21 protein-coding genes and 2 pseudogenes are annotated in these 22,497 nt (G+C 39.8%); 13 read left to right on the top strand and 10 right to left on the bottom strand.

What is annotated here, in order from left to right:
* Nucleotides 1–16: 16 nt before the first annotated feature.
* The 8 genes and pseudogenes from ACQ86K_RS25240 (at nucleotide 17) to ACQ86K_RS25205 (ending at nucleotide 6,359) form a co-directional block, all read left to right on the top strand.
* The gene (locus ACQ86K_RS25240; protein ID WP_091166634.1) at nucleotides 17–769 is read left to right on the top strand and encodes an inositol monophosphatase family protein; all 753 of its coding nucleotides are present in this window, start codon (nucleotides 17–19) and stop codon (nucleotides 767–769) included.
* Nucleotides 770–797: 28 nt separating this feature from the next.
* On the top strand, nucleotides 798–1,247 hold the full coding sequence (locus ACQ86K_RS25235; protein ID WP_091166636.1) for a YhcH/YjgK/YiaL family protein: 450 nt from the start codon (nucleotides 798–800) through the stop codon (nucleotides 1,245–1,247).
* 26 nt (nucleotides 1,248–1,273) lie between these two features.
* Nucleotides 1,274–1,938, top strand: a pseudogene (locus ACQ86K_RS25230) (cyclase family protein).
* 77 nt (nucleotides 1,939–2,015) lie between these two features.
* Nucleotides 2,016–2,855: a 6-hydroxymethylpterin diphosphokinase MptE-like protein gene (locus ACQ86K_RS25225; RefSeq protein ID WP_091166640.1), complete on the top strand. Its 840-nt coding sequence runs from the start codon at nucleotides 2,016–2,018 to the stop codon at nucleotides 2,853–2,855.
* Nucleotides 2,856–2,880: 25 nt separating this feature from the next.
* Complete coding sequence (locus tag ACQ86K_RS25220) at nucleotides 2,881–3,969, top strand: glycosyltransferase family 4 protein (RefSeq protein WP_431199011.1); 1,089 nt, start codon at nucleotides 2,881–2,883, stop codon at nucleotides 3,967–3,969.
* Nucleotides 3,970–4,087: 118 nt separating this feature from the next.
* The gene (locus ACQ86K_RS25215) at nucleotides 4,088–4,738 is read left to right on the top strand and encodes a hypothetical protein (RefSeq protein ID WP_431199010.1); all 651 of its coding nucleotides are present in this window, start codon (nucleotides 4,088–4,090) and stop codon (nucleotides 4,736–4,738) included.
* A complete protein-coding gene (locus ACQ86K_RS25210) occupies nucleotides 4,678–5,379 on the top strand; it encodes an MBOAT family O-acyltransferase (protein ID WP_431199009.1) in 702 nt (233 codons plus the stop codon). The genes ACQ86K_RS25215 and ACQ86K_RS25210 overlap by 61 nt, the downstream gene beginning before the upstream one ends.
* A 29-nt stretch (nucleotides 5,380–5,408) precedes the next feature.
* The gene (locus tag ACQ86K_RS25205) at nucleotides 5,409–6,359 is read left to right on the top strand and encodes a hypothetical protein (protein WP_091166646.1); all 951 of its coding nucleotides are present in this window, start codon (nucleotides 5,409–5,411) and stop codon (nucleotides 6,357–6,359) included.
* A gap of 360 nt (nucleotides 6,360–6,719) precedes the next feature.
* On the opposite strand, the gene ACQ86K_RS25200 is transcribed toward ACQ86K_RS25205, so the two are convergent.
* On the bottom strand, nucleotides 6,720–7,823 hold the full coding sequence (locus tag ACQ86K_RS25200; protein ID WP_091166648.1) for an endo-1,4-beta-xylanase: 1,104 nt from the start codon (nucleotides 7,821–7,823) through the stop codon (nucleotides 6,720–6,722).
* A 334-nt stretch (nucleotides 7,824–8,157) separates the two neighbouring features.
* Between ACQ86K_RS25200 and gmd the strand changes: the two genes are divergently transcribed.
* The 4 genes from gmd to rfbD all read left to right on the top strand — a co-directional run bounded on the left by gmd (nucleotide 8,158) and on the right by rfbD (nucleotide 11,965).
* On the top strand, nucleotides 8,158–9,276 hold the full coding sequence (gene gmd, locus ACQ86K_RS25195; protein ID WP_091166650.1) for a GDP-mannose 4,6-dehydratase: 1,119 nt from the start codon (nucleotides 8,158–8,160) through the stop codon (nucleotides 9,274–9,276).
* Between the two features lie 6 nt (nucleotides 9,277–9,282).
* A complete protein-coding gene (gene fcl, locus ACQ86K_RS25190; RefSeq protein ID WP_091166653.1) occupies nucleotides 9,283–10,227 on the top strand; it encodes a GDP-L-fucose synthase in 945 nt (314 codons plus the stop codon).
* A 279-nt stretch (nucleotides 10,228–10,506) separates the two neighbouring features.
* Complete coding sequence (gene rfbC / locus ACQ86K_RS25185; protein WP_091166659.1) at nucleotides 10,507–11,061, top strand: dTDP-4-dehydrorhamnose 3,5-epimerase; 555 nt, start codon at nucleotides 10,507–10,509, stop codon at nucleotides 11,059–11,061.
* A gap of 40 nt (nucleotides 11,062–11,101) precedes the next feature.
* Nucleotides 11,102–11,965, top strand: coding sequence for a dTDP-4-dehydrorhamnose reductase (rfbD, locus tag ACQ86K_RS25180; RefSeq protein WP_091166661.1), 864 nt, complete (start codon nucleotides 11,102–11,104; stop codon nucleotides 11,963–11,965).
* Between the two features lie 74 nt (nucleotides 11,966–12,039).
* On the opposite strand, the pseudogene cysN reads toward rfbD, so the two are convergent.
* Nucleotides 12,040–13,287: pseudogene (gene cysN / locus ACQ86K_RS25175) on the bottom strand (sulfate adenylyltransferase subunit CysN); the annotation flags it as partial.
* A gap of 51 nt (nucleotides 13,288–13,338) precedes the next feature.
* On the bottom strand, nucleotides 13,339–14,244 hold the full coding sequence (cysD, locus tag ACQ86K_RS25170) for a sulfate adenylyltransferase subunit CysD (protein ID WP_090528572.1): 906 nt from the start codon (nucleotides 14,242–14,244) through the stop codon (nucleotides 13,339–13,341).
* A 305-nt stretch (nucleotides 14,245–14,549) separates the two neighbouring features.
* Here cysD and rfbA point away from each other — a divergent pair, with 305 nt between their 5' ends.
* Complete coding sequence (rfbA, locus tag ACQ86K_RS25165) at nucleotides 14,550–15,413, top strand: glucose-1-phosphate thymidylyltransferase RfbA (protein WP_091166665.1); 864 nt, start codon at nucleotides 14,550–14,552, stop codon at nucleotides 15,411–15,413.
* Between the two features lie 5 nt (nucleotides 15,414–15,418).
* Here rfbA and miaA read toward each other — a convergent pair whose 3' ends face one another.
* The 7 genes from miaA to ACQ86K_RS25130 form a co-directional block, all read right to left on the bottom strand.
* A complete protein-coding gene (gene miaA, locus ACQ86K_RS25160; RefSeq protein WP_256337397.1) occupies nucleotides 15,419–16,357 on the bottom strand; it encodes a tRNA (adenosine(37)-N6)-dimethylallyltransferase MiaA in 939 nt (312 codons plus the stop codon).
* Nucleotides 16,358–16,417: 60 nt separating this feature from the next.
* Entirely contained in the window at nucleotides 16,418–17,077 is a 660-nt protein-coding gene (locus tag ACQ86K_RS25155; RefSeq protein ID WP_091166667.1) for an IS1096 element passenger TnpR family protein, read from the bottom strand.
* Nucleotides 17,078–17,118: 41 nt separating this feature from the next.
* On the bottom strand, nucleotides 17,119–18,531 hold the full coding sequence (locus tag ACQ86K_RS25150) for a CCA tRNA nucleotidyltransferase (RefSeq protein WP_091166669.1): 1,413 nt from the start codon (nucleotides 18,529–18,531) through the stop codon (nucleotides 17,119–17,121).
* Between the two features lie 341 nt (nucleotides 18,532–18,872).
* Nucleotides 18,873–19,475, bottom strand: a complete 603-nt coding sequence (locus ACQ86K_RS25145; RefSeq protein WP_431200930.1) for an L-threonylcarbamoyladenylate synthase — start codon at nucleotides 19,473–19,475, stop codon at nucleotides 18,873–18,875.
* Nucleotides 19,436–19,972: a glycosyltransferase family 4 protein gene (locus ACQ86K_RS25140; protein ID WP_431200929.1), complete on the bottom strand. Its 537-nt coding sequence runs from the start codon at nucleotides 19,970–19,972 to the stop codon at nucleotides 19,436–19,438. Before ACQ86K_RS25140 ends, ACQ86K_RS25145 begins: the two co-directional genes overlap by 40 nt.
* 83 nt (nucleotides 19,973–20,055) lie before the next feature.
* The gene (locus tag ACQ86K_RS25135; protein ID WP_431199008.1) at nucleotides 20,056–20,559 is read right to left on the bottom strand and encodes a glycosyltransferase; all 504 of its coding nucleotides are present in this window, start codon (nucleotides 20,557–20,559) and stop codon (nucleotides 20,056–20,058) included.
* Nucleotides 20,560–20,700: 141 nt separating this feature from the next.
* On the bottom strand, nucleotides 20,701–21,516 hold the full coding sequence (locus ACQ86K_RS25130) for a 2,3,4,5-tetrahydropyridine-2,6-dicarboxylate N-succinyltransferase (protein WP_091166675.1): 816 nt from the start codon (nucleotides 21,514–21,516) through the stop codon (nucleotides 20,701–20,703).
* Nucleotides 21,517–22,497 lie beyond the last annotated feature (981 nt).

Below are 22,497 nucleotides of genomic sequence, written 5' to 3'. Positions count from 1 at the left end.
CTATCTAAGATCATATATGTATACTTCACCATTAAAAAAATACCTTGATGTTGCTGTTAAAGCTGCCGAAATGGCCAGCGAGTTACTTTTGCAGGCAAAACAAGCTCCTGTTAAAATAAACAGCAGCGTAAACAAGGATATTAAACTTGACGCCGATGTTCAGTCGGAGAGCCTTATAGTAAAATATCTGGCCGAGAATTCTCCGTATGATATATTAAGCGAAGAGTCGGGCACAGTAAAAACATCAGCAGATCAAACACTCCGCTGGATAGTAGATCCATTAGATGGCAGTCTAAATTTTTCGCGGGATTTTGATATGTACGGCGTTTCTATTGGTTTGTGGGATGGTGGTCAACCAGTGCTGGGTGTAATATATGATTTTAATCATGGAAAAATGTATACCGGCATAGTTGGAGACGGTGCTTATTGTAATAACCAAAAAATCCAGGTAAGTAATATCGCCGATAGGAAGGACAGCATCATTGCTACCGGCTTCCCTGTTTATTCGGATTTTGATCAGGACAGTTTATTGAAATTTGTTTCCAATATTCAGGTATACAAAAAAGTGCGGCTGTTAGGCTCAGCCGCACTTTCATTAATCATGGTAGCAAAAGGCAGCATGGAAGTATACATGGAGGATAATATTGCGATTTGGGACGTAGCTGCAGGTTTGGCCATATTAGAGGCAGCGGGGGGCTACTATGAACTTAGTGCAGGCAAAGGTGATAATTATTTGAAGGTGTTTGCCTCAAACGGACAGGTAAAGTAACGGACAGAATAAACGAGTTTAAAAAAATATGATAGTAGATTCAATTGATAACATCGACTTTTATAAATCTTTCAATAAGGATATTTATGATGGTCTTTTGTTTATAAAAGAGGCTCCTGCCGATATCGCGTTAGGAGAATATCCAATATCGGCAAATGTAAAGGCCATTGTAATGGAATATGAAACTAAGGTTGACAATGGGTTTGGCTATGAAGCTCATCAGCATGTAATTGATATCCAGTTCCCTTTTATTGGAAAAGAACTCGTGAAGTATGTTACTTTAGATAAGCTCGAAGCTTATACGCAATATGATGAAGCTAAGGATGTTACTTTTTTCCGCGCATCGGTTCCAGAGTCTGAAGTTGTAATAGGTGAAGGTATATTTGGTATATTTTTCCCGATAGATGCCCATGCGCCTATGCATTGCTTTAAAGTACCAGAGTACATCAAAAAAATTGTTATAAAAATTAAGTGTTGAGTTCTGATTTACAACAAAAAGCAAATATGATTCGCTTATCTTATACAATTTCGCAAAATACACCTGCATACGGTAACAAGGATAAAATATTTATCAGGGATAATTCATCTATCCTAAAAGGCGAAACGGCAAATACATCGTGCTGGATATTTTCAAATAATCATATCGGTACGCACATAGATAGCGCTTTTCATTTTTGCCAAACAGGAAAAAAACCTACGAGCTGCCGGTAGAAGATTTCTATTACAAAAAAGTAAGCCTGATAGACATACCTTGCGGGCAGGCAAAACTTATCAGTATTCCTGATATAGAAACATCTAGTGATATCGACCCCGAAGTAGAATTGCTACTTATACGCACAGGTTTTGAAGGATACAGAGATACTGACAAATATTGGAACGACAACCCGGGTTTGGCTCCCGAACTGGCGGATTATCTGAGGCTGAAATTTCCGAAATTAAGATGCGTTGGGTTTGATTTTATATCACTTACCTCATGGCAGTTCAGACCACAGGGGAGGGAAAGCCACAAGCAGTTTTTATGTCCGGGTGATGATAAGGTAAGTATATTGGTTATTGAAGATATGGCCTTGGCTGCGGTTAACCGTAAGTTGAACTGGGTGATAGTTGCTCCTTTGTTTGTTGAAGACGGTAACGGCGGAGCCGTAACTGTATTTGCCGAATTTGCCTGAATATAAATACACGCAGCATTATAACAGAGGGCTGTTAACACAAAACGATTAATTATAATTAATAAATAAACAAGACTATGGAAGGCATAAAACGTTTACTATCATTCAAGCTAAGTGATCTTACCTTTGGAAGGGTATCAAGGGCGCTGTTAAGAAGGGTTGGCAATATATGGCATTTGGCTACGTGGTATTTCCCATTTGGATTTTCTAAACGGAACAAGGAAAAGATTAAACAATATGAAAATATTCATGCCGGCAAAAGGTGTTTTATTGTTTGTAATGGCCCCGGCTTAAATAAAATAAATATCGATCTGCTGAAAAATGAATACACTATTGGTATGAATAGGATCTATTTGATGGAAGAGCAAAATGGCTTTTCACCTACTTATTTATTTTGTTATGATAAAGCTACTCAGCTTCTTCAGTTTACCGAAGAGTTTGATGCTTTAAAATTACCCTGCTTTTTTAACTGGGATTTGAATAAGAAATTCAGCAGAAAAGATAATCAGGTGTTTTTAAAAGGAAAATTTTCACCTTCTTTTTCAATAGATCCGATTGATGATTTGGTGGGCAATGGCAAAACCGTAACATATATATGCATGCAGTTGGCTTATTATATGGGTTTTAGCGAAGTTTACCTGGTAGGGAAAGATCATTCTTACAATACCACTGTAAAACCCACAAATGCAATTGTAAGTGATGGGCATGATCTTAATCACTTTTCGCCAAAATACTATCGCCCCGGACAAATATGGGATGCCCCTGATTACCATTCGGAAGAGTTAGCATATAAGCTTGCGCGTAAAGTGTTTGAGCAAAGCGGCAGAAAAATACAAGATGCAAGTGTTGACGGCAAGCTTGATGTTTTTGAAAAAGTTGACTTTAAAGAACTGTTCACAGAGAATATACATAGTTAGTTCCATTATTATATAATGAATATTTTTGTTATCGGTACAAGGGGAATACCCAACATTCAGGGGGGTAGAAACCCATTGCGAGGAGTTATATTCAGATCTTGTTAAGAAAGATAATGTCAATGTTACCGTTGTAAGAAGAAGTGCTTACGCAAATGAAACTAAGGGCCTTGAAAATTATAAGGGAGTTCATTTAAAAACTATCTACTCTCCGAAAAACAGGTTTTTAGAAGCGATTGTACATACATTTTTAGCAATTATATATGCTGGAGTTAAGCGTCCGGATATACTTCACATTCATGCTATTGGACCGGCTTTGTTTACCCCCTTTGCCAGGTTGTTAGGTTTAAAGGTTGTAGTAACCCATCATGGACCAGACTATGAGCGACAAAAATGGGGAAAAGCAGCTAAGAGGTTTTTAAAATTAGGCGAATGGGCTGGAGTAAAATTTGCTAATAAGGTAATAGTGATCTCCAAGGTAATTGGAGAAAGCATCAAGAATAAATACGGAAGGCATGATTACGATTTAATACATAACGGTGTTCCGGTTGCAAAAAAGAATTACCAGACAGACTATCTTAACCAGCTTGTTGTACAGCCCCATAAATATGTTTTTACCCTTGGCAGGTTTGTTCCTGAAAAAGGCTTTGATTATTTAATTAGGGCCTATAAGCAATCGCCCATAGCTAATGAGTACAAACTTGTTATTGCCGGTGAAGCAGATCACGAAACAGAATATTCAACGGAGTTGCGTTTGCTGGCACAAAAAGAGGGAATAATCCTTCCGGGATTTATTAAGAACGATAAACTACATCAACTGTTTACAAATGCCCGGTTGTTTGTTTTGCCTTCCTTTTATGAAGGATTGCCAATCGTATTGCTTGAGGCCATGAGTTACAGCCTTGACATATTGGCAAGCGATATCCCCGCCAATAAAGAAGTCAATTTAACCGGCTCATTTTATTTTGAGGTTGGTAATATCAATAGTTTGTCAGGACAGTTAGAAAAGAAGCTATGTCAACCAGTAAATGAGGTTAGGTATAATTTGCAAAGTTACAACTGGGAGGTAATTTCAAATCAGACGTATGACGTTTATAAACAATTAATAGGTCGATAATATGCTATTTAATTCAATATCTTTTGTAGTATTTTTTATAGTTGTTACAACGTTATATTTCGTATTAAGTCAAAAATACAGGTGGCTGCTACTTTTAATAGCAAGCTGTTACTTTTATATGGCTTTTGTTCCTATTTATATTATAATACTGGGTGGAACCATTATAGTTGATTATTTTGCCGGAATTTATATCGAAAATGCAAAAGGGGTAAGGCGCAAGTTTTTCCTTACAATAAGCTTGATTGCGAACATTGGCGTACTTTGTGTGTTCAAGTACTACAATTTTTTGAACGGAAACTTAAGTGCACTTTTAGCGTATTCCGGGCATAAAAACCCCATCCCGTTTTTAACGATATTATTACCGATAGGATTATCTTTTCATACGTTTCAGGCTATGAGTTATACTATTGAAGTATATCGTGGTAACCAACCAGCCGAACGTAATTTTGGAATATACGCGTTATACGTAATGTTTTATCCCCAGCTGGTGGCTGGTCCTATTGAGAGGCCTCAAAATTTGCTGCATCAGTTTTATGAAAAGCACGATTTCAATGCCGAACGTGTTGCAGCCGGGTTAAAACAAATGATGGTTGGTTTTCTGAAAAAACTGGTGGTCGCAGATCGACTTTCGATATATGTCGATACTATTTATAGCAGTTCGGCCACGCAATCTGGAAAATCACTTTTGGTGGCAACCATTTTTTTGCAGTGCAAATATATTGTGACTTCTCCGGGTATTCGGATATTGCAATTGGAGCTGCAAAAGTAATGGGCTTTGACCTGATGAAGAATTTTAACCGGCCATATTTTTCGCTGTCAATAAGCGAATTTTGGCGCAGATGGCATATTTCCTTATCTACGTGGTTTAAAGATTATCTTTATTTCCCCTTAGGTGGTAGCAGAGTAGCAAATGTATACAGAAGATATTTCAATCTGCTGGTGGTTTTTCTGATAAGCGGATTATGGCATGGTGCAAATTGGACTTTCGTGATCTGGGGTGCACTTAACGGCTGTTTGCTTATTATTGAATCGGCTTTAAAAGTACCTTTTACAACTACAATATGGTGGAAGAAGCTTTTAAGGACAATTATTACGTTCTCTTTGATTTGTTTAACCTGGGTATTTTTCAGGGCAACAACCGCTAACCAGGCTATCACAATAGTAGGAAAGATACTTCAATTTAAAGGGCCACTGTATCTTGGTAATCCTAAGGATCATTTCCTTTATTCTGTATTTGCCATTTTCTTCCTTTTATTTATTGAGTTTATCAGGGAATATTTTCCGAAAAGATTTGAGCTATTTGGTAATAAAAATGTAATGGTGCGGTATGCTGTATACGCAACAGCAGTAATTGCTATTTTGCTTTTTGGCGTGCTCGATGGCGGGCAGTTTATTTATTTCCAATTCTAACTGATACTTTATCAAGCATATTCTGATTTATGAAGGAATTTATAATTTTTTTAAAACGCCTGGTTATTTTACTGTTAGTAGTGATAGTCAGTGATATCGCCATAGGTGCTGTTATTAACTATGTGTTTAATAAACAAAAGAGTGGGAAGTACTTTATTACTACATACGCATTAAACAAAACTAATGAGGATATCCTGATTTTTGGGAATTCTCATGCCGCGCAGCATTTTAATACGCCCTTGATGGTTGAAAAAATGAAAGTGTCGGCTTTTAATTTCGGTGTGCAAGGGCAAAGTATGTCATATTATTACCCGGTGATAAAGTCAGTATTAAGTCATCATACGCCTAAGCTCATTATACTTAATCTTGATTGTTCTGAATTAAGCAAAAACCCGGCAAATTATCAAAGGCTTTCTATCTTTTTGCCTTATTTCCATAAAAACAAGTATATCGATACAAGTATAGCTTTGATTGGTAAAGTTGAGAAATATGAAGCCTGGTCATCGCTTTACAGATATAATTCAACTTTAGGATACATGTTATTTAACATGTCAGGAAAGTCGGATAATAAAAGTTACAAAAGCTTGGGTTTTGATCCTCAATACGGGAATTTTTGTCAAAAAACTCCTGATGAGAGTACAAAACCTCCTAAAACAAAATTTGATGACAGGGTAATAAACTTACTCAGTTCTTTAATCGCAGATATTAAGCAAGCTCACATTCCGCTTGTAGTAACAACTACGCCTCTCCTCAATGGCATGGGCGATAACATATATCAGGATAAACTAAGGGTTTTATTAAAAAATAATGGTGTAGAATATTGGGATTATGCTAATGATACTAACTTTAAAACTAAATGCGACCTGTTTCTAGATCAAACCCATTTAAATAAAGGCGGAGCAGATCTTTTTACAACGATGATCATTAAAAGGATAAGTGACAGCAATCTTTTAACGAGTAAGGACACAGCACAGAATTGATTAAAAGGCGAATATAATAACAGTTTAGTCCTTATTGCTGACCTAGTAATAGGGACTAATTATTTATACGTGCACGCACCATGCTATGCTGCCTCCCTTTTCCAAATAGTAGTCTGAATATATCAGTCTTGTCTGTCTTTTAGTCAATTATTTTCTTTCAATCGATGAATGCTAGCCGTAAAATTAAATGCGAAGGGGAGGTAATAATAATGGATGCCCTTAAAAACAAGGTAGGCAGGTAGGTTAGGCGAAGCGGACGATTATTAAAAGCGACGAGAACACACAGATTGACCTATTATATAAATAAATAACAAGTGTTCCCGTTTGTATAAAAACACTTGTTATCTATTTTATCGTGTTTTATTGCTCTAAGCCAGAGATAAACGCTTTATAACTTGGCTTTTTACGATACTGCTCATCAAATAACAATGGATTATCTTTCTTTTTAGGGCCCCCACCTGCATTGATGTAAGTATCTTTGTCGGTCACACACCAGAATGTAATTCCAAACTGCTGACGTTTAGGTACAAGGGTTTTATATTGATGAGCTATGTAATAGTATAGGTTAGCTTGTTTGTTTGCATTTTGTGAGGAATCGGCGGTGTCAAATAAATTGCCTCCGGGGTTAAGGCGGATATCTAATTCAGAAATATGAATTTGCAAGCCGGTTTTGGCAGATTGGACGAGTGCGTTTTTTATACCTTCTTGTGAGGTGCCTATATCAACGTGCAATTGTAATCCCAGTCCGCCAATAGGAATATTACGTGCTTTAAAATCACGTACCATGTTTAACATCGCTTGTAATCGCCTGGGTGATTTCTCTTGGCTGTTATCGTTGTAAAACAGAACGGCTTGAGGATCGGCTTCGTGGGCGTATATAAATGCCCTGGCTATATAGTCTTTACCTAAATGCAGCGCCCAAACGTTTACATACTTTTTATCGTAGGTAGCCATCCTTGGTGTACCATCATTATCAAAAGCTTCATTCACAACATCCCATGATTTAACCCTACCTTTGAAATGCCTTACTATGGTTTGAATATGTGTTTTAAATAAATTTTCCCACGCTACAGAATCGCCCTGGAAATTTTGTACCCAATCAGGAAGCCCCTGAAAGTAAATGAGGCAATGGCCATGTACATCCAGGTTATTTTTCACTCCAAAATTTACAAGGTCATCTGCCGGCGAAAATAAAAAAGTATTGGGTGTTGGCCTGAGTTGGTTCCAGAATAATGAACTGGCAGTACTCATACTATTAAATTCACGCACTACTATTTCCCTTATTTTAGGGTCATTTAACTGGCGGGTGCCTATTCCAACTCCAATGGGGAAACTCGTGGCTTTTTTTAAAGTATCGTTTTGAGTTTTCGTGTTCAAAGTATATTTAAACTGTTTGTGATTGGTAACGGAAGAAGGGAAGGATACAAAGCAAAACGCAGTGCAAACAAGGGCAATATATTTCATAATTTTAAATGTATTAAATTTTATTTAATTAAAGCGGTCATTGCAATACCTGCAAAAATACCGCTCCTTTTATTTATAAGGGTAGTAACAGTTTTTTTTATTTTTTATTTTAAAAGCTCATATAAACGAGTGTTTTATTACAATGTGTTTTTAACGTTAACGCTATTTAATGTTTTTAAAGTAGATAATAAGTATGAGTTTTTAATGAAAAAAATTATCGAATCTTGACAGTTCAGTTCTGGATACCTTTATATTCGCCCACATTACAATATTATATGAACCAATGTTTGTATTTTTAAAGACAAATATTGAAAGATAACTATCGCTCTATTCTATGGAAAAAAGAAAGGCATTAATTACGGGTATCACCGGCCAGGATGGTGCATATCTTACCGAGTTGTTAATTTCAAAAGGATATGATGTCCATGGTATAAAACGCCGTAGTTCATTGTTTAATACAGATAGGATTGACCATCTTTATCAAGATCCGCACGATAGCGAAATAAGGTTAACACTTCATTACGGTGATTTGAGTGATAGCACTAATCTTATTCGTATAATCCAGCAAGTTCAGCCAGATGAGATATACAACTTAGGTGCTATGTCGCACGTGAAAGTTAGTTTTGATACTCCTGAGTATACAGCTAATGCCGATGGCATTGGAACTTTAAGGTTACTTGAAGCTATTCGTATCTTAGGCCTTGAAAAAAAGACAAAAATATATCAAGCATCTACTTCTGAACTGTATGGTTTAGTGCAGGCTGTTCCTCAATCTGAAACCACACCATTTTATCCGCGTTCACCATACGCAGTGGCAAAAATGTATGCTTATTGGATAACAGTAAATTATCGTGAGGCTTATGGCATTTACGCTTGTAACGGTATATTGTTTAACCACGAAAGTCCCTTGCGTGGCGAAACCTTTGTAACTCGTAAAATTACCCGCGCAACTGCAAAAATTGCTATGGGGTTACAGGATAAATTATTTCTGGGCAATCTGGATGCTCAAAGGGACTGGGGACATGCTAAGGATTATGTGGAGGCTATGTACCTGATATTACAACAGGATAAACCTACTGATTATGTGATTGCTACCGGTGTAACTACCCGTGTTCGCGAGTTTGTAAGACTTGCTTTTGCCGAAGTTGGCATCACAGTTGAATTTAAAGGCGAGGGCATTAATGAAGTTGGATATGTTGTTAGCTGTAACAATCCTGATTTTCACGTTGAAATAGGTAAGGAAGTAGTTGCTGTTGATGCTAAGTATTTCCGTCCAACCGAAGTAGATCTACTGATTGGTGACCCTGCAAAATCAAAGAAATTGTTGGGCTGGCAACCTAAATACGACTTGAAAGAGCTTGTTAGCGAAATGGTTGCAGCCGACGTTGACCTGTTCAGAAGGGAAAGGTTATTGAAGGATTCTGGCTATGCCATCAAAAACCAATTTGAATAAACTATGATGGAAAAGGACGCAAAGATATATATAGCTGGTCATCGTGGCATGGTTGGTTCCGCAATTTTCCGTAAACTACAACGTGAAGGTTTTACGAATTTTGCAACGCGTTCATCGTCAGAACTCGACCTTCGTGATCAGGTTGCTGTATCCGAATTCTTTAGGCAGGAAAAGCCCGATTATGTTTTTCTTGCAGCTGCAAAAGTTGGTGGTATTGTTGCCAATAATACTTACAGAGCTGAATTTTTATATGATAATCTGCAAATTCAGAATAATATCATTCATAACTCATATTTAAATGGGGTAAAGAAGCTGATGTTTTTGGGTTCAAGCTGTATTTATCCAAAATTAGCGCCTCAGCCTTTAAAAGAGTATTACTTGTTGACTGGTCCGCTTGAGGAAACCAATGAACCATACGCGATAGCCAAAATTGCAGGCATAAAAATGTGCGATGCTTATCGTGCTCAATATGGTTGTAACTATATATCAGCTATGCCTACTAACTTGTACGGTTATAATGATAATTATCATCCTCAAAACTCTCATGTTTTGCCTGCTTTGATCCGTCGTTTTCACGAAGCTAAGGAGCAGCAGGCGCCGGCGGTAACTATATGGGGTACCGGCACACCAAAGCGTGAATTTTTATTTGCTGATGATCTTGCCGAAGCATGCTATTATTTGATGCAGAACTATAATGAGCCGGGGCTGGTTAATATAGGAACTGGCGACGATGTAACTATAAAAGAGCTTGCAGAGCTTGTAAAAAAAGTAACTGGTTATAAGGGCGAAATTAATTTTGATACTTCTAAACCAGATGGTACACCCAGAAAGCTAATGGATGTTACTAAACTGGCAAATGCAGGATGGAAATATCACACCAAGCTTGAAGATGGTATTGCATTAGCATACGCCGACTTTTTAAGCAAGGGTGAATTGATTGTTCAACGATAAGTAATTCATGTCATACTTAAACATCAGAAGCCGGCGAAAACCGGCTTCTGATGTTTAAAACCCCTAATAAATCATTTATTAGGCTCGCTGTTGGCAGCTCTTCCTTAGGTGTTCAATGCATTAATAATATAGCAGCCAACTGTTTGAATTACGGTCCGTCCGTTAATAAGGTGTATTACTCATTTTTAAATATGCCGTTGGGTTCTGTAACGTATTTTGCATTATCTTCGTTAATAGAAAACGGTACGCAATCCGGTTTTAGTTATCTTAATATATTATATGACTATAATACCAACCCCGCTTAAGGGATGTTTATTAATAAAACCACGTATTTTTAGTGATGACCGCGGTTATTTTTTTGAATCGTTTAATCAACAACGGTTTGCTGATGCTACAGGCTTCAATGTCAACTTTGTACAGGATAATCAATCTTATTCAACTAAAGGTGTATTACGTGGCCTGCATTTACAAAAAGGTCGGTTTTCGCAAGCTAAGTTGGTTAGGGTAACCAAAGGCGAAGTATTGGACGTAGCTGTCGACCTGCGCAAAGGGTCGGCAACTTATGGGCAATATTATGGAGTGCATTTAACCGAACAGAATAACGAGCAATTTTTTATTCCCCGTGGATTTGCCCATGGCTTTATTGTATTGAGCGATGAAGCCGTATTCCAGTATAAATGTGATAACTACTATAACAAAGAGTCAGAAAGTGGTCTACATTATGCCGATCCTGATTTAAATATTGATTGGCAGCTCAGCGGGAGCAATGTGCTGGTATCGGATAAAGACCTTGAACTGCCCTTTTTAAAGGATGCTCCTGATTTTGGGTTCTAATTTTTATCCTGGTTTAATCAAAAAATAACACTTCTAAAAAATGCAAAATATCATCGTATTTGGAGCATCAGGACAATTGGGTAACTGCTTAAAGAAAGTAGCAGGCGACAGGAAAATAGATTATATCCATTTCCTGCCTGAAGAAGAGGCGGACATTCTGCGGGAAGATTTGCTGGATATTGTTTTTGAAAAATATAGACCGGCGTTTGCTATCAATTGCGCTGCTTATACCGCTGTTGATAAAGCGGAAGACGAAGTTGACCTGGCCCGGGCGATCAATAAAACAGGGGCCGCAAATCTTGCCAGGCATTGTAAAGCATATGGTGCTACCCTTGTTCAGATCTCAACTGATTTCATTTTTAAGGGCGATGTGGCATTGCCACTCACAGAGGAGGCCATTGCTGAGCCTATCAGTGTATATGGCCTTACCAAACTGGAGGGAGAACAGGCAATTGCGGAAATTCTTGATGAACACTATACAATTCGTACAAGCTGGCTATACTCCGAGTATGGCAACAATTTTGTAAAAACCATGCTAAGGCTTGGGGCCGACCGTGATGAGCTTAAGGTGATTGCAGACCAGGTGGGCACACCCACATATGCTATTGACCTGGCAGAAGCAATTTTAACTATCATAACAGCTGGTAAAAAAGCATATGGTATTTATCATTACAGCAATGAAGGGGTAACCTCATGGTATGACTTTGCCAAAGGTATCTTTGATATTTCAGGTACTGATGTTAAAGTACTCCCAATACGCACATCAGAATATCCAACGAATGCGCAACGACCGGCATATTCGGTACTGGATAAGGCTAAGATCAAAGCTACGTTTAATATAAAGATCCCTTACTGGCGCGACAGCCTAAAAGCTTGTATTAAAAAATTGGCTGCCGCACAATAAACAATGAGTTTTAAAAAAATAAAATGCCAGGCTTTTCTTACAAACCTGGCATTTTTAGTTTTTCCCCAAATAGCTTATAGGAATGTCCCTGCTGCTACCGTTTCATTAGTTGATTCATCAACCAGGATCAATGAGCCGGTAATACGGTTTTTGCGATACTCGTCAAACACTACGGGTTGAGTAGTGCGTAAACGGATCTTCACCATTTCGTTCATCTTAATATCGGTATTTTCTTCCTGCTTTTCAAGTGTATTGATATCAAGTTTATAATAAACTTCCTTAATGATCGACATTACCTCGCGGGTGGTGGTTTTGAGATGATATTTAGCACCTGGGCGCGGGCTGCGGGTTGCCATCCAGCAAATCATCGCGTCAAGGTCCTGGCTCACCTGCGGTTCGCTGTCGTCTTTAACAATCATATCGCCGCGGCTTACATCAATATCATCCTCCAAAGTAATGGACACCGACATTGGTGCAAAAGCTTCCTCAACCGGACCCGAATAAGTATCGATAGATTTTATGGCTGATGTTAATCCTGATGGCAATACGGTGATCTTATCGCCAGGCCTGAAAATGCCGCCTGCTATCCGGCCGGCATAACCGCGGTAATCATGATATTCATCCGCATGAGGACGGATCACTGTTTGCACCGGGAAGCGGGCATCAGAGTGGTTTTCATCACTGGCAATATGGATAGTCTCCAGTGTATGTAACAGGCTTTCGCCTTTGTACCACGGCATGTTTTCCGAATCGTTAACCACATTGTCACCGGCTAAAGCGCTGATAGGCACAAAACGGATATCAGTGACATCAATTTTTGCTGCAAAAGCTTCATATTGTTCAACTACTTTGTTAAAAGCCTCTTCGCTATAATCAACCAAATCCATTTTGTTCACACAAACAATAATATGTGGTATTTTTAATAGTGATGCAATAAATGAGTGGCGGCAGGTTTGCTCAACCACACCTTTGCGGGCATCAATAAGTACCAGGGCAAGGTTTGCTGTTGAAGCGCCGGTAACCATGTTGCGGGTATACTGGATATGGCCAGGGGTATCGGCAATAATAAATTTACGTTTGGGTGTGGCAAAATAGCGGTAGGCCACGTCAATGGTAATGCCCTGCTCGCGCTCCGAACGTAAACCATCAGTTAATAATGAAAGATCAACATGCTGAAGCCCTTTTCGTTCGCTCGATTGTTTTACAGCCTCCATCTGGTCTTCAAAGATGGATTTCGAATCGTATAGTAAGCGTCCTATAAGGGTACTTTTACCATCGTCAACACTACCTGCTGTAGTAAAACGTAATAATTCCATTGTGGTGGTATGTTTTTTGCTCCGGGCTTGGCTGCCTGAAGGCTCATTGAATCAAATTTAAAAATAACCTTGCTTTTTCCTGTCTTCCATTGAAGTATCCGAGCGTTTATCGTCGCTTCGGTTGCCCCGTTCGGTGCTGCGGGTTGCTGATACTTCAGCAACTATCTTCTCCAGGGTATCAGCGTCTGATTCGATACCGCCGGTGATGGTGATATCGCCCAGGGTACGGAAACGCATGAGCTTATTTTCGATAGTTTCACCCTCCCTAAGCTGTAAGAACTCCGAAGCAGGCAGCCAGGTATTATCGCGGTAAACTGCATTACGTTGGTGTGCAAAGTATAATGAAGGTATAGCTATGTTTTCCTGCAGAATGTAGTTCCAGATATCCATTTCGGTCCAGTTACTGATCGGGAACACACGGAAGTGTTCGCCCATGCGCTTGCGGCCGTTAAAGATATTCCAGAGCTCGGGGCGTTGGTTTTTAGGATCCCACTGGCCAAACTCATCGCGGTGACTGAAGAAACGTTCTTTAGCACGGGCCTTTTCTTCATCACGGCGCGCACCGCCGATAGCAGCATCAATCTTATTGCTTTCGATGGTATCAAGCAGGGTTACTATCTGCAACTCGTTTCGGCTGGCGTTAATACCGCTTTCCTCAACCGCACGACCTTTGTTAATTGATTCCTGAACCGAGCCTACAATAAGTTGCACGCCAAGGTTTTCAACCAGCTTATCCCTAAACTCCATAGTTTCAGGAAAGTTATGACCGGTATCAATATGGATTAGGGGCATTGGGATTTTAGCGGGCCAGAATGCCTTTTTTGCCAGGTGTGTTACAACAATAGAGTCTTTCCCGCCCGAAAACAGGATGGCAGGACGATCAAATTGTGCAACCACTTCCCTGATAACGTAAATGGCCTCTGATTCTAATTCCTGCAGATGAGTAAGATAATATTTATGCATGTTAACAATGAAAATCCGCTAAATCCACCTAAATAGTAGTTTTTAACGTTCAAACTGCAATAATAACAATTTTATGCTAATGTTGAGGGGATTAAATGGATTTTGCTTTTGAAAAAGGCTTGTTGCCTGATACATGGTTTATGTTCAAAATAATCAGATAAAATATAAGTTTGCATATTGAACAATAAATACCAACTTTATACCTGATAGCATTGTTCAACAGTATAATAATGGGCCCTGATATTACGGAAGCATTATTATATACTAACTTCGGGATGTTTATTTAAAAATTAGTATAATCAAATATGAAAGGCATTATTTTAGCAGGAGGGTCAGGCACCCGACTTTATCCTATAACCAGGGCAATCAGTAAACAACTGATGCCTATTTATGATAAGCCAATGATATACTACCCATTATCGGTTTTGATGCAGGCGGATATCAAAGAAATTCTGATCATTACCACAGCCGAAGATAATCCCGGTTTTAAACGGTTGCTGGGCGATGGCACAGAGTTAGGCTGTAAATTTGAATATGCTATACAGGAAAAGCCTAATGGACTTGCCCAGGCTTTTGTTATTGGCGAGCAATTTATAGGCGATGATAAAGTAGCTTTGATATTGGGCGATAATATATTTTATGGTACCGGATTTAACGAATTGATCCGCAGCTTCAATGACGTTGAGGGTGCTGCTATTTTTGCTTACCATGTGGCAGATCCGGAGCGCTATGGCGTGGTTGAATTTGATGCCGAATTCAGGGCATTGTCAATTGAAGAAAAGCCATTGCAGCCAAAATCGAAATTTGCAGTACCCGGCCTTTATTTTTATGATAATTCGGTAATCCAAATAGCTAAAGATCTTGAACCCTCACCCCGGGGTGAGTATGAAATTACCGATGTTAACAAGTTTTACCTTGAACAGGGTAACTTGCATGTTGGCGTTATGGATAAGGGAACAGCCTGGTTAGATACGGGTACGTTTGATTCATTGAGCGACGCTACTGAATATGTGCGCGTGATCGAAAAACGCCAGTCAACCAAAATCGGGTGTATTGAGGAGGTTGCTTACCGCCGTGGGTTTATCAATGACGATCAGTTGCGGCTGTTAGTTAACAAGTATATCAAAAGTGGTTACGGCAAATATTTACAAAGCCTGCTGCCGCAATAAAATAATTATGCGGAAGTTTCAATGGCTTTAGCCATCTGGTCAATAACATCGGGAGCACCGGCATCAAACCAAATAAAGTCTTTGTCTTTTCTGAACCAGGTAAGCTGCCTTTTGGCAAAGCGCCTGGTATTTTGTTTTATAAGCAAGAGCGCTTCATCAAGACTGGTTTTTCCATCAAAATAATCAAACAGCTCCGAATAGCCAACCGTATTTAAAGCATTTAATTCACGGTGGGGCAGGAGGGACTTTACTTCTTCCGCTAGCCCTTGTTTAGCCATCTGATCAACGCGCAGGTTTATACGCTCATATAGTTTTTCGCGGGGCATATCAAGCGCCAGTTTGATAATGTTAAAAGGTCTTTTATTTACAGTAGCGTTGCGGTAAGATGAAAATGGTTTACCTGAGGTTTCAAAAACTTCCAGCGCCCTGATGATACGCTGAGGATTATTAAGGTCGACCTGGGTATAATAATCCGGGTCGACCTGTTGTAGTTGTTTTTGTAATGTTGTAATTCCTTCTCTTTCCAGTTGTTGGTTTAGTTTTTCACGTACTGAAATATCGGCTACGGGCAAGTTATCAAAGCCTTCACAAATAGCTTTAATGTATAAACCTGACCCTCCCGCCAGGATCACCTTATCATGTACTTTAAAAAGTTCATCTAAAAGGCTAAGGCCTTGTTTTTCAAAATCGCCTACAGAAAAACTTTCAGATATAGAATGCGAATTAATGAAATAGTGTTTGGCGGCAGCCAACTCACTTTCATCCGGTTTGGCAGTACCAATAGTCATTTCTCTAAAAAACTGCCTTGAATCGGCCGAAACAACTGCTGTATTGAAGTGCTGTGCCAGCTTAATAGCCGCAGCCGTTTTTCCTATGGCGGTAGGGCCGGCAACTACAATGAGGGTTGGGGAAAGAGGGTTCATAGATGATGGTTCATAGTTCATAGTTTAAAATGTAACTTGGGTAAAAACCATGAACTATCAACTATGAACCATGTGCTAAGTTTAATAATCGTCGCTACCGCCACGGCCAGGCCTTTCATCATCATCAAAGCCTTCATCATCGCTAAATTCATTGCCGAACTCATCTTCTTCCTCTTCTTCTTCGCCGCCGCTGTGTTTTTCTTCCGGCAGGTCATCGGTATCTGTAACTTCCGAAAAATCTTCGGCATCCTCCGGGTTAAAGGCCATTTCGTTCAGAAAGTCGAAGTCTTCGGTAACAGGCGGTAAAACGGTAGCGTTAAATGCATTGCCAAATTGTTTAGGCGCTTCGCCAACTGATTTTACAACGGCAGGGTAAGTGGTGCCCGGCGTTTCATCTAAAATGATCTTCATCAGTTCCACATGAAAATCAAACGGACGATCGAAATTGAATGTATAGTAAAATTTTTGGTGCGGGTCATCAATAAAACTCAACAGCTTTACTTTATTCATTAATGATACACCACGGTCAATACGCCTTTGGTTAGGCAGGTAAGTTATTTCTTCACCTTTAGTCCACTGATCATTACTGATATAAAATGATGAAGAAAATTCCGGATTATAACCAGTTGACTGATGAATTGCGCGGTGAAGATCTTCGAAAGTTTGATTTGATTTTACATCAATTTCTCTCGTAACGTCATCGTAGTCTTCAAAAGTAACCCTGAACCTGTATACTGCCATTGTTTATTGTAGATTTTGGACAAAAATAATAATGTTTTAATTTAATTTGGGGTAGTCACAACTTTTAAGCCAATTTCAATGCCTTTGCTGATTGTAAAGGTTAACGCGGCCTCACGATTGTTGGGAATTTCGCCTTCCAATATGGCTTCGCGGATCTGATTTTTGATTATTCCTACCTCGCGGCCTTCTTTTATCCCAAATATGGTCATGATATCGTTACCGGTAACCGGCGGCTGCCAGTTACGGATGCTGTCGCGCTCCTCAACGTCTCTTAATTTTTGTTGAACAAGCTCAAAATTGTTACGATATTTTTTAACCTTATATTCGTTTTTGGTGGTGATGTCTGCTTTACACAACAACATCAGTGCTTCAATATCGTCCCCTGCCTCAAAAAGCAAACGCCTCACTGCTGAATCGGTAACTATGGATTGTGAAAGTACGATGGGCCTTAAATGCAGTTGCACCAACTTTTGAACTTGCTTCATTTTTTCATTAAGCGGCAGCTTAAGCTGGGTGAAGATCTTGGGCACCATGCGTGCGCCCCGGTCTTCATGACCATGAAAGGTCCAGCCGTGGCTGGGCTCAAAACGTTTGGTGGCGGGTTTGGCTATGTCATGCAGTATAGCAGCCCAGCGTAACCACAGGTCGTCAGTAGTTTCGCAGATGTTGTCAAGCACCTGAAGGGTATGGTAAAAGTTATCCTTATGACCTTTGCCATCTACATAGTCAACCCCGTAAAGGGCTACCATTTGCGGGAAGATCTTATGCAGCAGTCCGGTATCAAACAAATAATTAAAGCCGATTGATGGTACCGGCGACAGGATGATCTTGTTCAGTTCATCGGTAATCCGTTCCTGCGATATGATGCTGATCCTGTCGGCAGTGGTTTTAATGGCTTCAACAGCGATATCATCAATCCTGAAATTAAGCTGGGTAGCAAACCTGATGGCCCGCATCATACGCAGCGGATCATCAGAAAATGTTTCGTTAGGATTAAGCGGCGTGCGGATCAGCTTGTTTTGCAGGTCGGCAATGCCGTTAAAGGGATCAAGCAACTCGCCAAAAGTATCCGGGTGGAGGGAAATAGCCAGCGCGTTGATGGTAAAATCGCGGCGTTTCTGATCATCTTCCAAAGTGCCATTCTCCACAATTGGCTTGCGCGAGTCGCGACGGTACGATTCCTTGCGGGCGCCAACAAACTCTATCTCCAAATCGCGGTATTTGAGCGAAGCCGTACCGAAGTTTTTATAAACCGCCAGTTTAACTCTAAGCGTATTGGCAACAACTTCGGCAAAAGCAATACCGTTGCCAATAATTACGATATCAATGTCCTTCGACGGGCGGTTCAGGAAAATATCGCGCACAAAACCACCTATAGCATAGGCCTGTACATTTTGTTCGCCCGCCAAACGGGATATAACAGAAAATACGGGATGCCTGAGGTGTTGTTGCATAGTTGGATGCTTAAAAACGCTAATAAGGGTACAAAGGTAAGATTAATTGGTAAAATGCCCCGGTAAAGTCAAAAGTCTTAGTCGAAAGTCCTAAGTATCTTTCCACTTAATAAACAAAACTTTCAGACTTCAAACTTTGGACCTCATACTTCCGGCTTTCTGCACGACAGGGGGTTAATAGGGTTAACACAATTTTAATTATTTTATTTAAATAATTGATAGTCAGTATATTGAATATGTAGAGGGGTTACACAAAAGAATTTATAAAAATGTTTCTGTTAAAACATATCTTCAAAAACACCTTTTTAACTAATCACTAATCTCCAGCCTCTGATCCCTCGTTAACGACGCAAAAACTCAAACCGCCCATCAGGAGCCAGCCTCATGATGGTTGACGGTGTTTTGATCTCTTTGCTATGCTGCTCCAAATCAACTACGTAATCAACACCATCAATAATTTCCTGGTCTATTTGCGAAAAATATTGCGGCGAGGGCTTACCGCTAATATTAGCTGATGTTGACACCAAAGGTTTGCGTAAACGCTGAATCAATTGCTGGCAAAAAGGGGTGTCTTTTACAACCCTGATCCCCACGCTGCCATCGGCAGCAATTAATGCCGGAGAAATGTTTTTGGCGCCCGGCATCACCAGCGTTAAGGGGTTTTCGGCGTATTCAATCAATTCAAAAGCCAGCGGGTTTACTTCACTGATATAGCTTTCCAGCTTGTTTTCGGTATCCAGCAAAATGATCATGCTTTTGGCCTCATCGCGCTGTTTTAGGCGATAGATCTTTTGAATGGCTTCGGTGTTGGTGGCATCGCAGCCTATGCCCCAAATGGTATCGGTAGGGTAAAGGATGATGCCACCCTCTTGTACAATTTTAAAAGCCTTGGCTACTCTCGTCTCTAAGCATGGTTCAAAATATTTTGGTAAAGCTGCATTAATTGCAGGCTTAGTTTATCATTGGTAAAATTAGCTGCGTAAGCGCGGCCTTTGGTTATCATGGTTTGCCTTAAGTCATCATCACTAAGCACCTGGTTTAGTTTTTCAGCAAGACCGATATCATCATCAGGGTTCACATACAGGCTGCCTGGCCCGCCTGCTTCTTCAAGGCATGAGCCTGTTGCTGCTATAACCGGCGTGCCGGAGTTTAAAGCTTCTAACACGGGTATACCAAATCCTTCGTACCGTGATGGATAAACAAACACCGATGCCAGTTGATAAACAGCAGGTAACTCTGCAAAGGTAACGTCTTTTAAAAATATTACCCGGTGGTTTAAGTTATTAGCCGTTATATACGTTTTAACCAATTCTGTGTATTGGGTTTCTTTGCCAATTACCACCAGTGGTATGTCATTGACGTTTTTTAAAGCCATAACGGTTAACAGCAAGTTTTTGCGTTCTTCAATAGTGCCAACACTCAAAATAAAGCGGTTGGGCAGGTTATATTTTTCTTTTACTGCCGATTTTTGCGCGGCGGTTTGTTCAATTGCAAATGAAGGGTCACATCCCTGGTAAACAACTTCTATTTTTGGGGGGCGATGGTGAGCAGGTCGACAAGATCATCCTTTGTTTTTTGGCTTATGGCGATAATTTGATCCGCGACACGGCAGGCATGTTTAACCTTAGCGAGGTAAATACGGTAATTAACCGCACCAAAATGTTTCGGATAACGCATGAAGATCAGGTCATGCATGGTAACAACCGACTTAATGCCGGTATGTTCGATTCCCGAAGGCAACTCGTGACTTAAACCATGGTACACTTCAATACCATCACGTTTTAAATCTTTGATAATTCCTTTACTACGCCACCATGAAGTGAACCATTTGCTTTTTGGGGTAACAGTGCGAATGCTGGGATAATCGCCAATAAAATTAAGCCGTGGATTAGCTTTGGCCTTTGGCGTATATAAATATAAAAGGTTGGATAGATTGAGCGACGCTATGCCTTTAATTAACCAGCGGCTGTAATTACCTAAGCCGGTATTATTGTAAAAAGCCCGTTTAGCATCGTATCCTATCTTCATGTTTTAGATATGAGATGTGAGATATGAGACGTGAGAAATGCTGCATTCTCAGAGGAATATAGCAGATGTGAAATAAAGGTATTGCCGGAATCTTTACCATGCAAAATCTCATATCTCACATCTGATATCTCATATCTATAATTATACCGCTACGTTATTTTCACGCAGGGCGTCATTTAATGACGTTTTTTTATCGGTTGATTCCTTACGGGTACCGATGATGAGGGCGCAAGGCACCTGGTATTCGCCGGCAGCAAACTTTTTAGTATATGAACCCGGAATTACTACTGAGCGGGCAGGTACGCGGCCTTTATATTCAACCGGGGTGCTGTGGGTAACATCAATGATTTTGGTTGATGCGGTTAACACCACGTTTGCACCTAATACAGCTTCATGTTCAACATGTACGCCCTCAACAACAATTGCACGTGAACCAATAAAGCAGTTATCTTCAATAATAACCGGGGCAGCCTGTAGCGGCTCCAACACACCACCAATACCAACACCACCGCTTAAGTGTACGTGTTTACCAATCTGCGCGCATGAGCCAACAGTAGCCCAGGTATCAACCATGGTACCTTCATCAACATAAGCGCCAATGTTTACGTATGATGGCATCATGATGACGCCTTTAGCCAGGTGGGCACCGTAGCGGGCAATACCATGAGGTACAACACGAACGCCGGCTTGCTTGTAATCCGTTTTGAGTTTCATTTTGTCATGAAAAACAAAAGGGCCGGTTTTAATTTCTTCCATCTGCCTGGTCGGGAAATACAAAACAACCGCCTTTTTAATCCACTCATTTACATGCCAGCGTGTGCCAATGGGTTCGGCCACACGGATCTCGCCTTTGTCCAAACGGTCAATAACGGTTTCAATGGCGTTGGTGTATTCATTATAGTTCAGCAGGTTCCTGTCTTCCCAGGCCTCTTCAATCAGTTTTTTAAGATCTTGCATTGGTGAAATTAAACTTTTGGCAAATTAAAGGATTTTTAAGGAAATATGTTTTAAAAGATTGAATGTCATGAAAGAGCGGCGGGAGTTGAAAGATTAATTACAACTAAGTGCAGGAAAGGCCTTGACAAAGTATTATGGATTCTTTGAGGAAGCCTTGAGTGTAATAGCAAGTTGCGTTTAGTATTTGGGCCTTTATGTGTTTGATATTACACATTTATACAATATGCGGACAATTAGTTAATACTGCATAAAAATACATTAAGTAAGCCTTAATTTTATATAAACGGAAACCAACGTTTAAACTAATTAGGTGTCAAAGCCTTCCGGACAGCGAGTGTCGGGGAGGCTTACTTTTTTATTTCAACGGGCGATTATAGCTATAATTCCAAGGGATATAATTGGATTTTTGGGTAAATAACTTGATTTTAAAAGAGCGTTTATTTATTGTTGTTTGTTAGTGTTGCTGGCAAATAAGTTTATAAAGTATTAAACATTAGTACTTTACTTATCGTGCAACTGCTGTTATATCAATCTGTTACCTTGGATGAGTATTGGTATAATTGTTTTACCTTTTAATTTATTACTGTTACCCAAATTATTCCCAGGTATGACCCCATTTGTACTAATTGCCATTATTTTACTTGGCCTGGCTTTGCTGCTTATTTTTGCGTTTTGCTTTTTAGCTTTCTCAAATACATCCAAAGACGCTATTATCCACACTGGAAATTTCCTGATTATGTTAGCGTTGGTTATGCCGAACATCTTTATCATAAGTTCATTAAAAAAGACCTGCCCAAGTAAGTTGTAAAAAGTACCGGATCATAAAAGGTTTTTGATAACTACAATAATCTCTGGCAAAGCCGTTTTAAAAGCCGTAAATTTGAGGCTTTATACTTATACCACCGTCGGGATAGCGGCGTGGCAAGTTGCGTTTCAGCTGTAAAGCATCTCCCGAATATGGATGCTTTTATTTGTACGTAA

It is taken from the genome of Mucilaginibacter sp. P19 (assembly GCF_050632265.1).
GTDB lineage: Bacteria > Bacteroidota > Bacteroidia > Sphingobacteriales > Sphingobacteriaceae > Mucilaginibacter > Mucilaginibacter gossypii.
The sequence above is the reverse complement of the archived record's forward strand: the minus strand, read 5'-3'. Positions and strand labels throughout refer to the sequence as shown.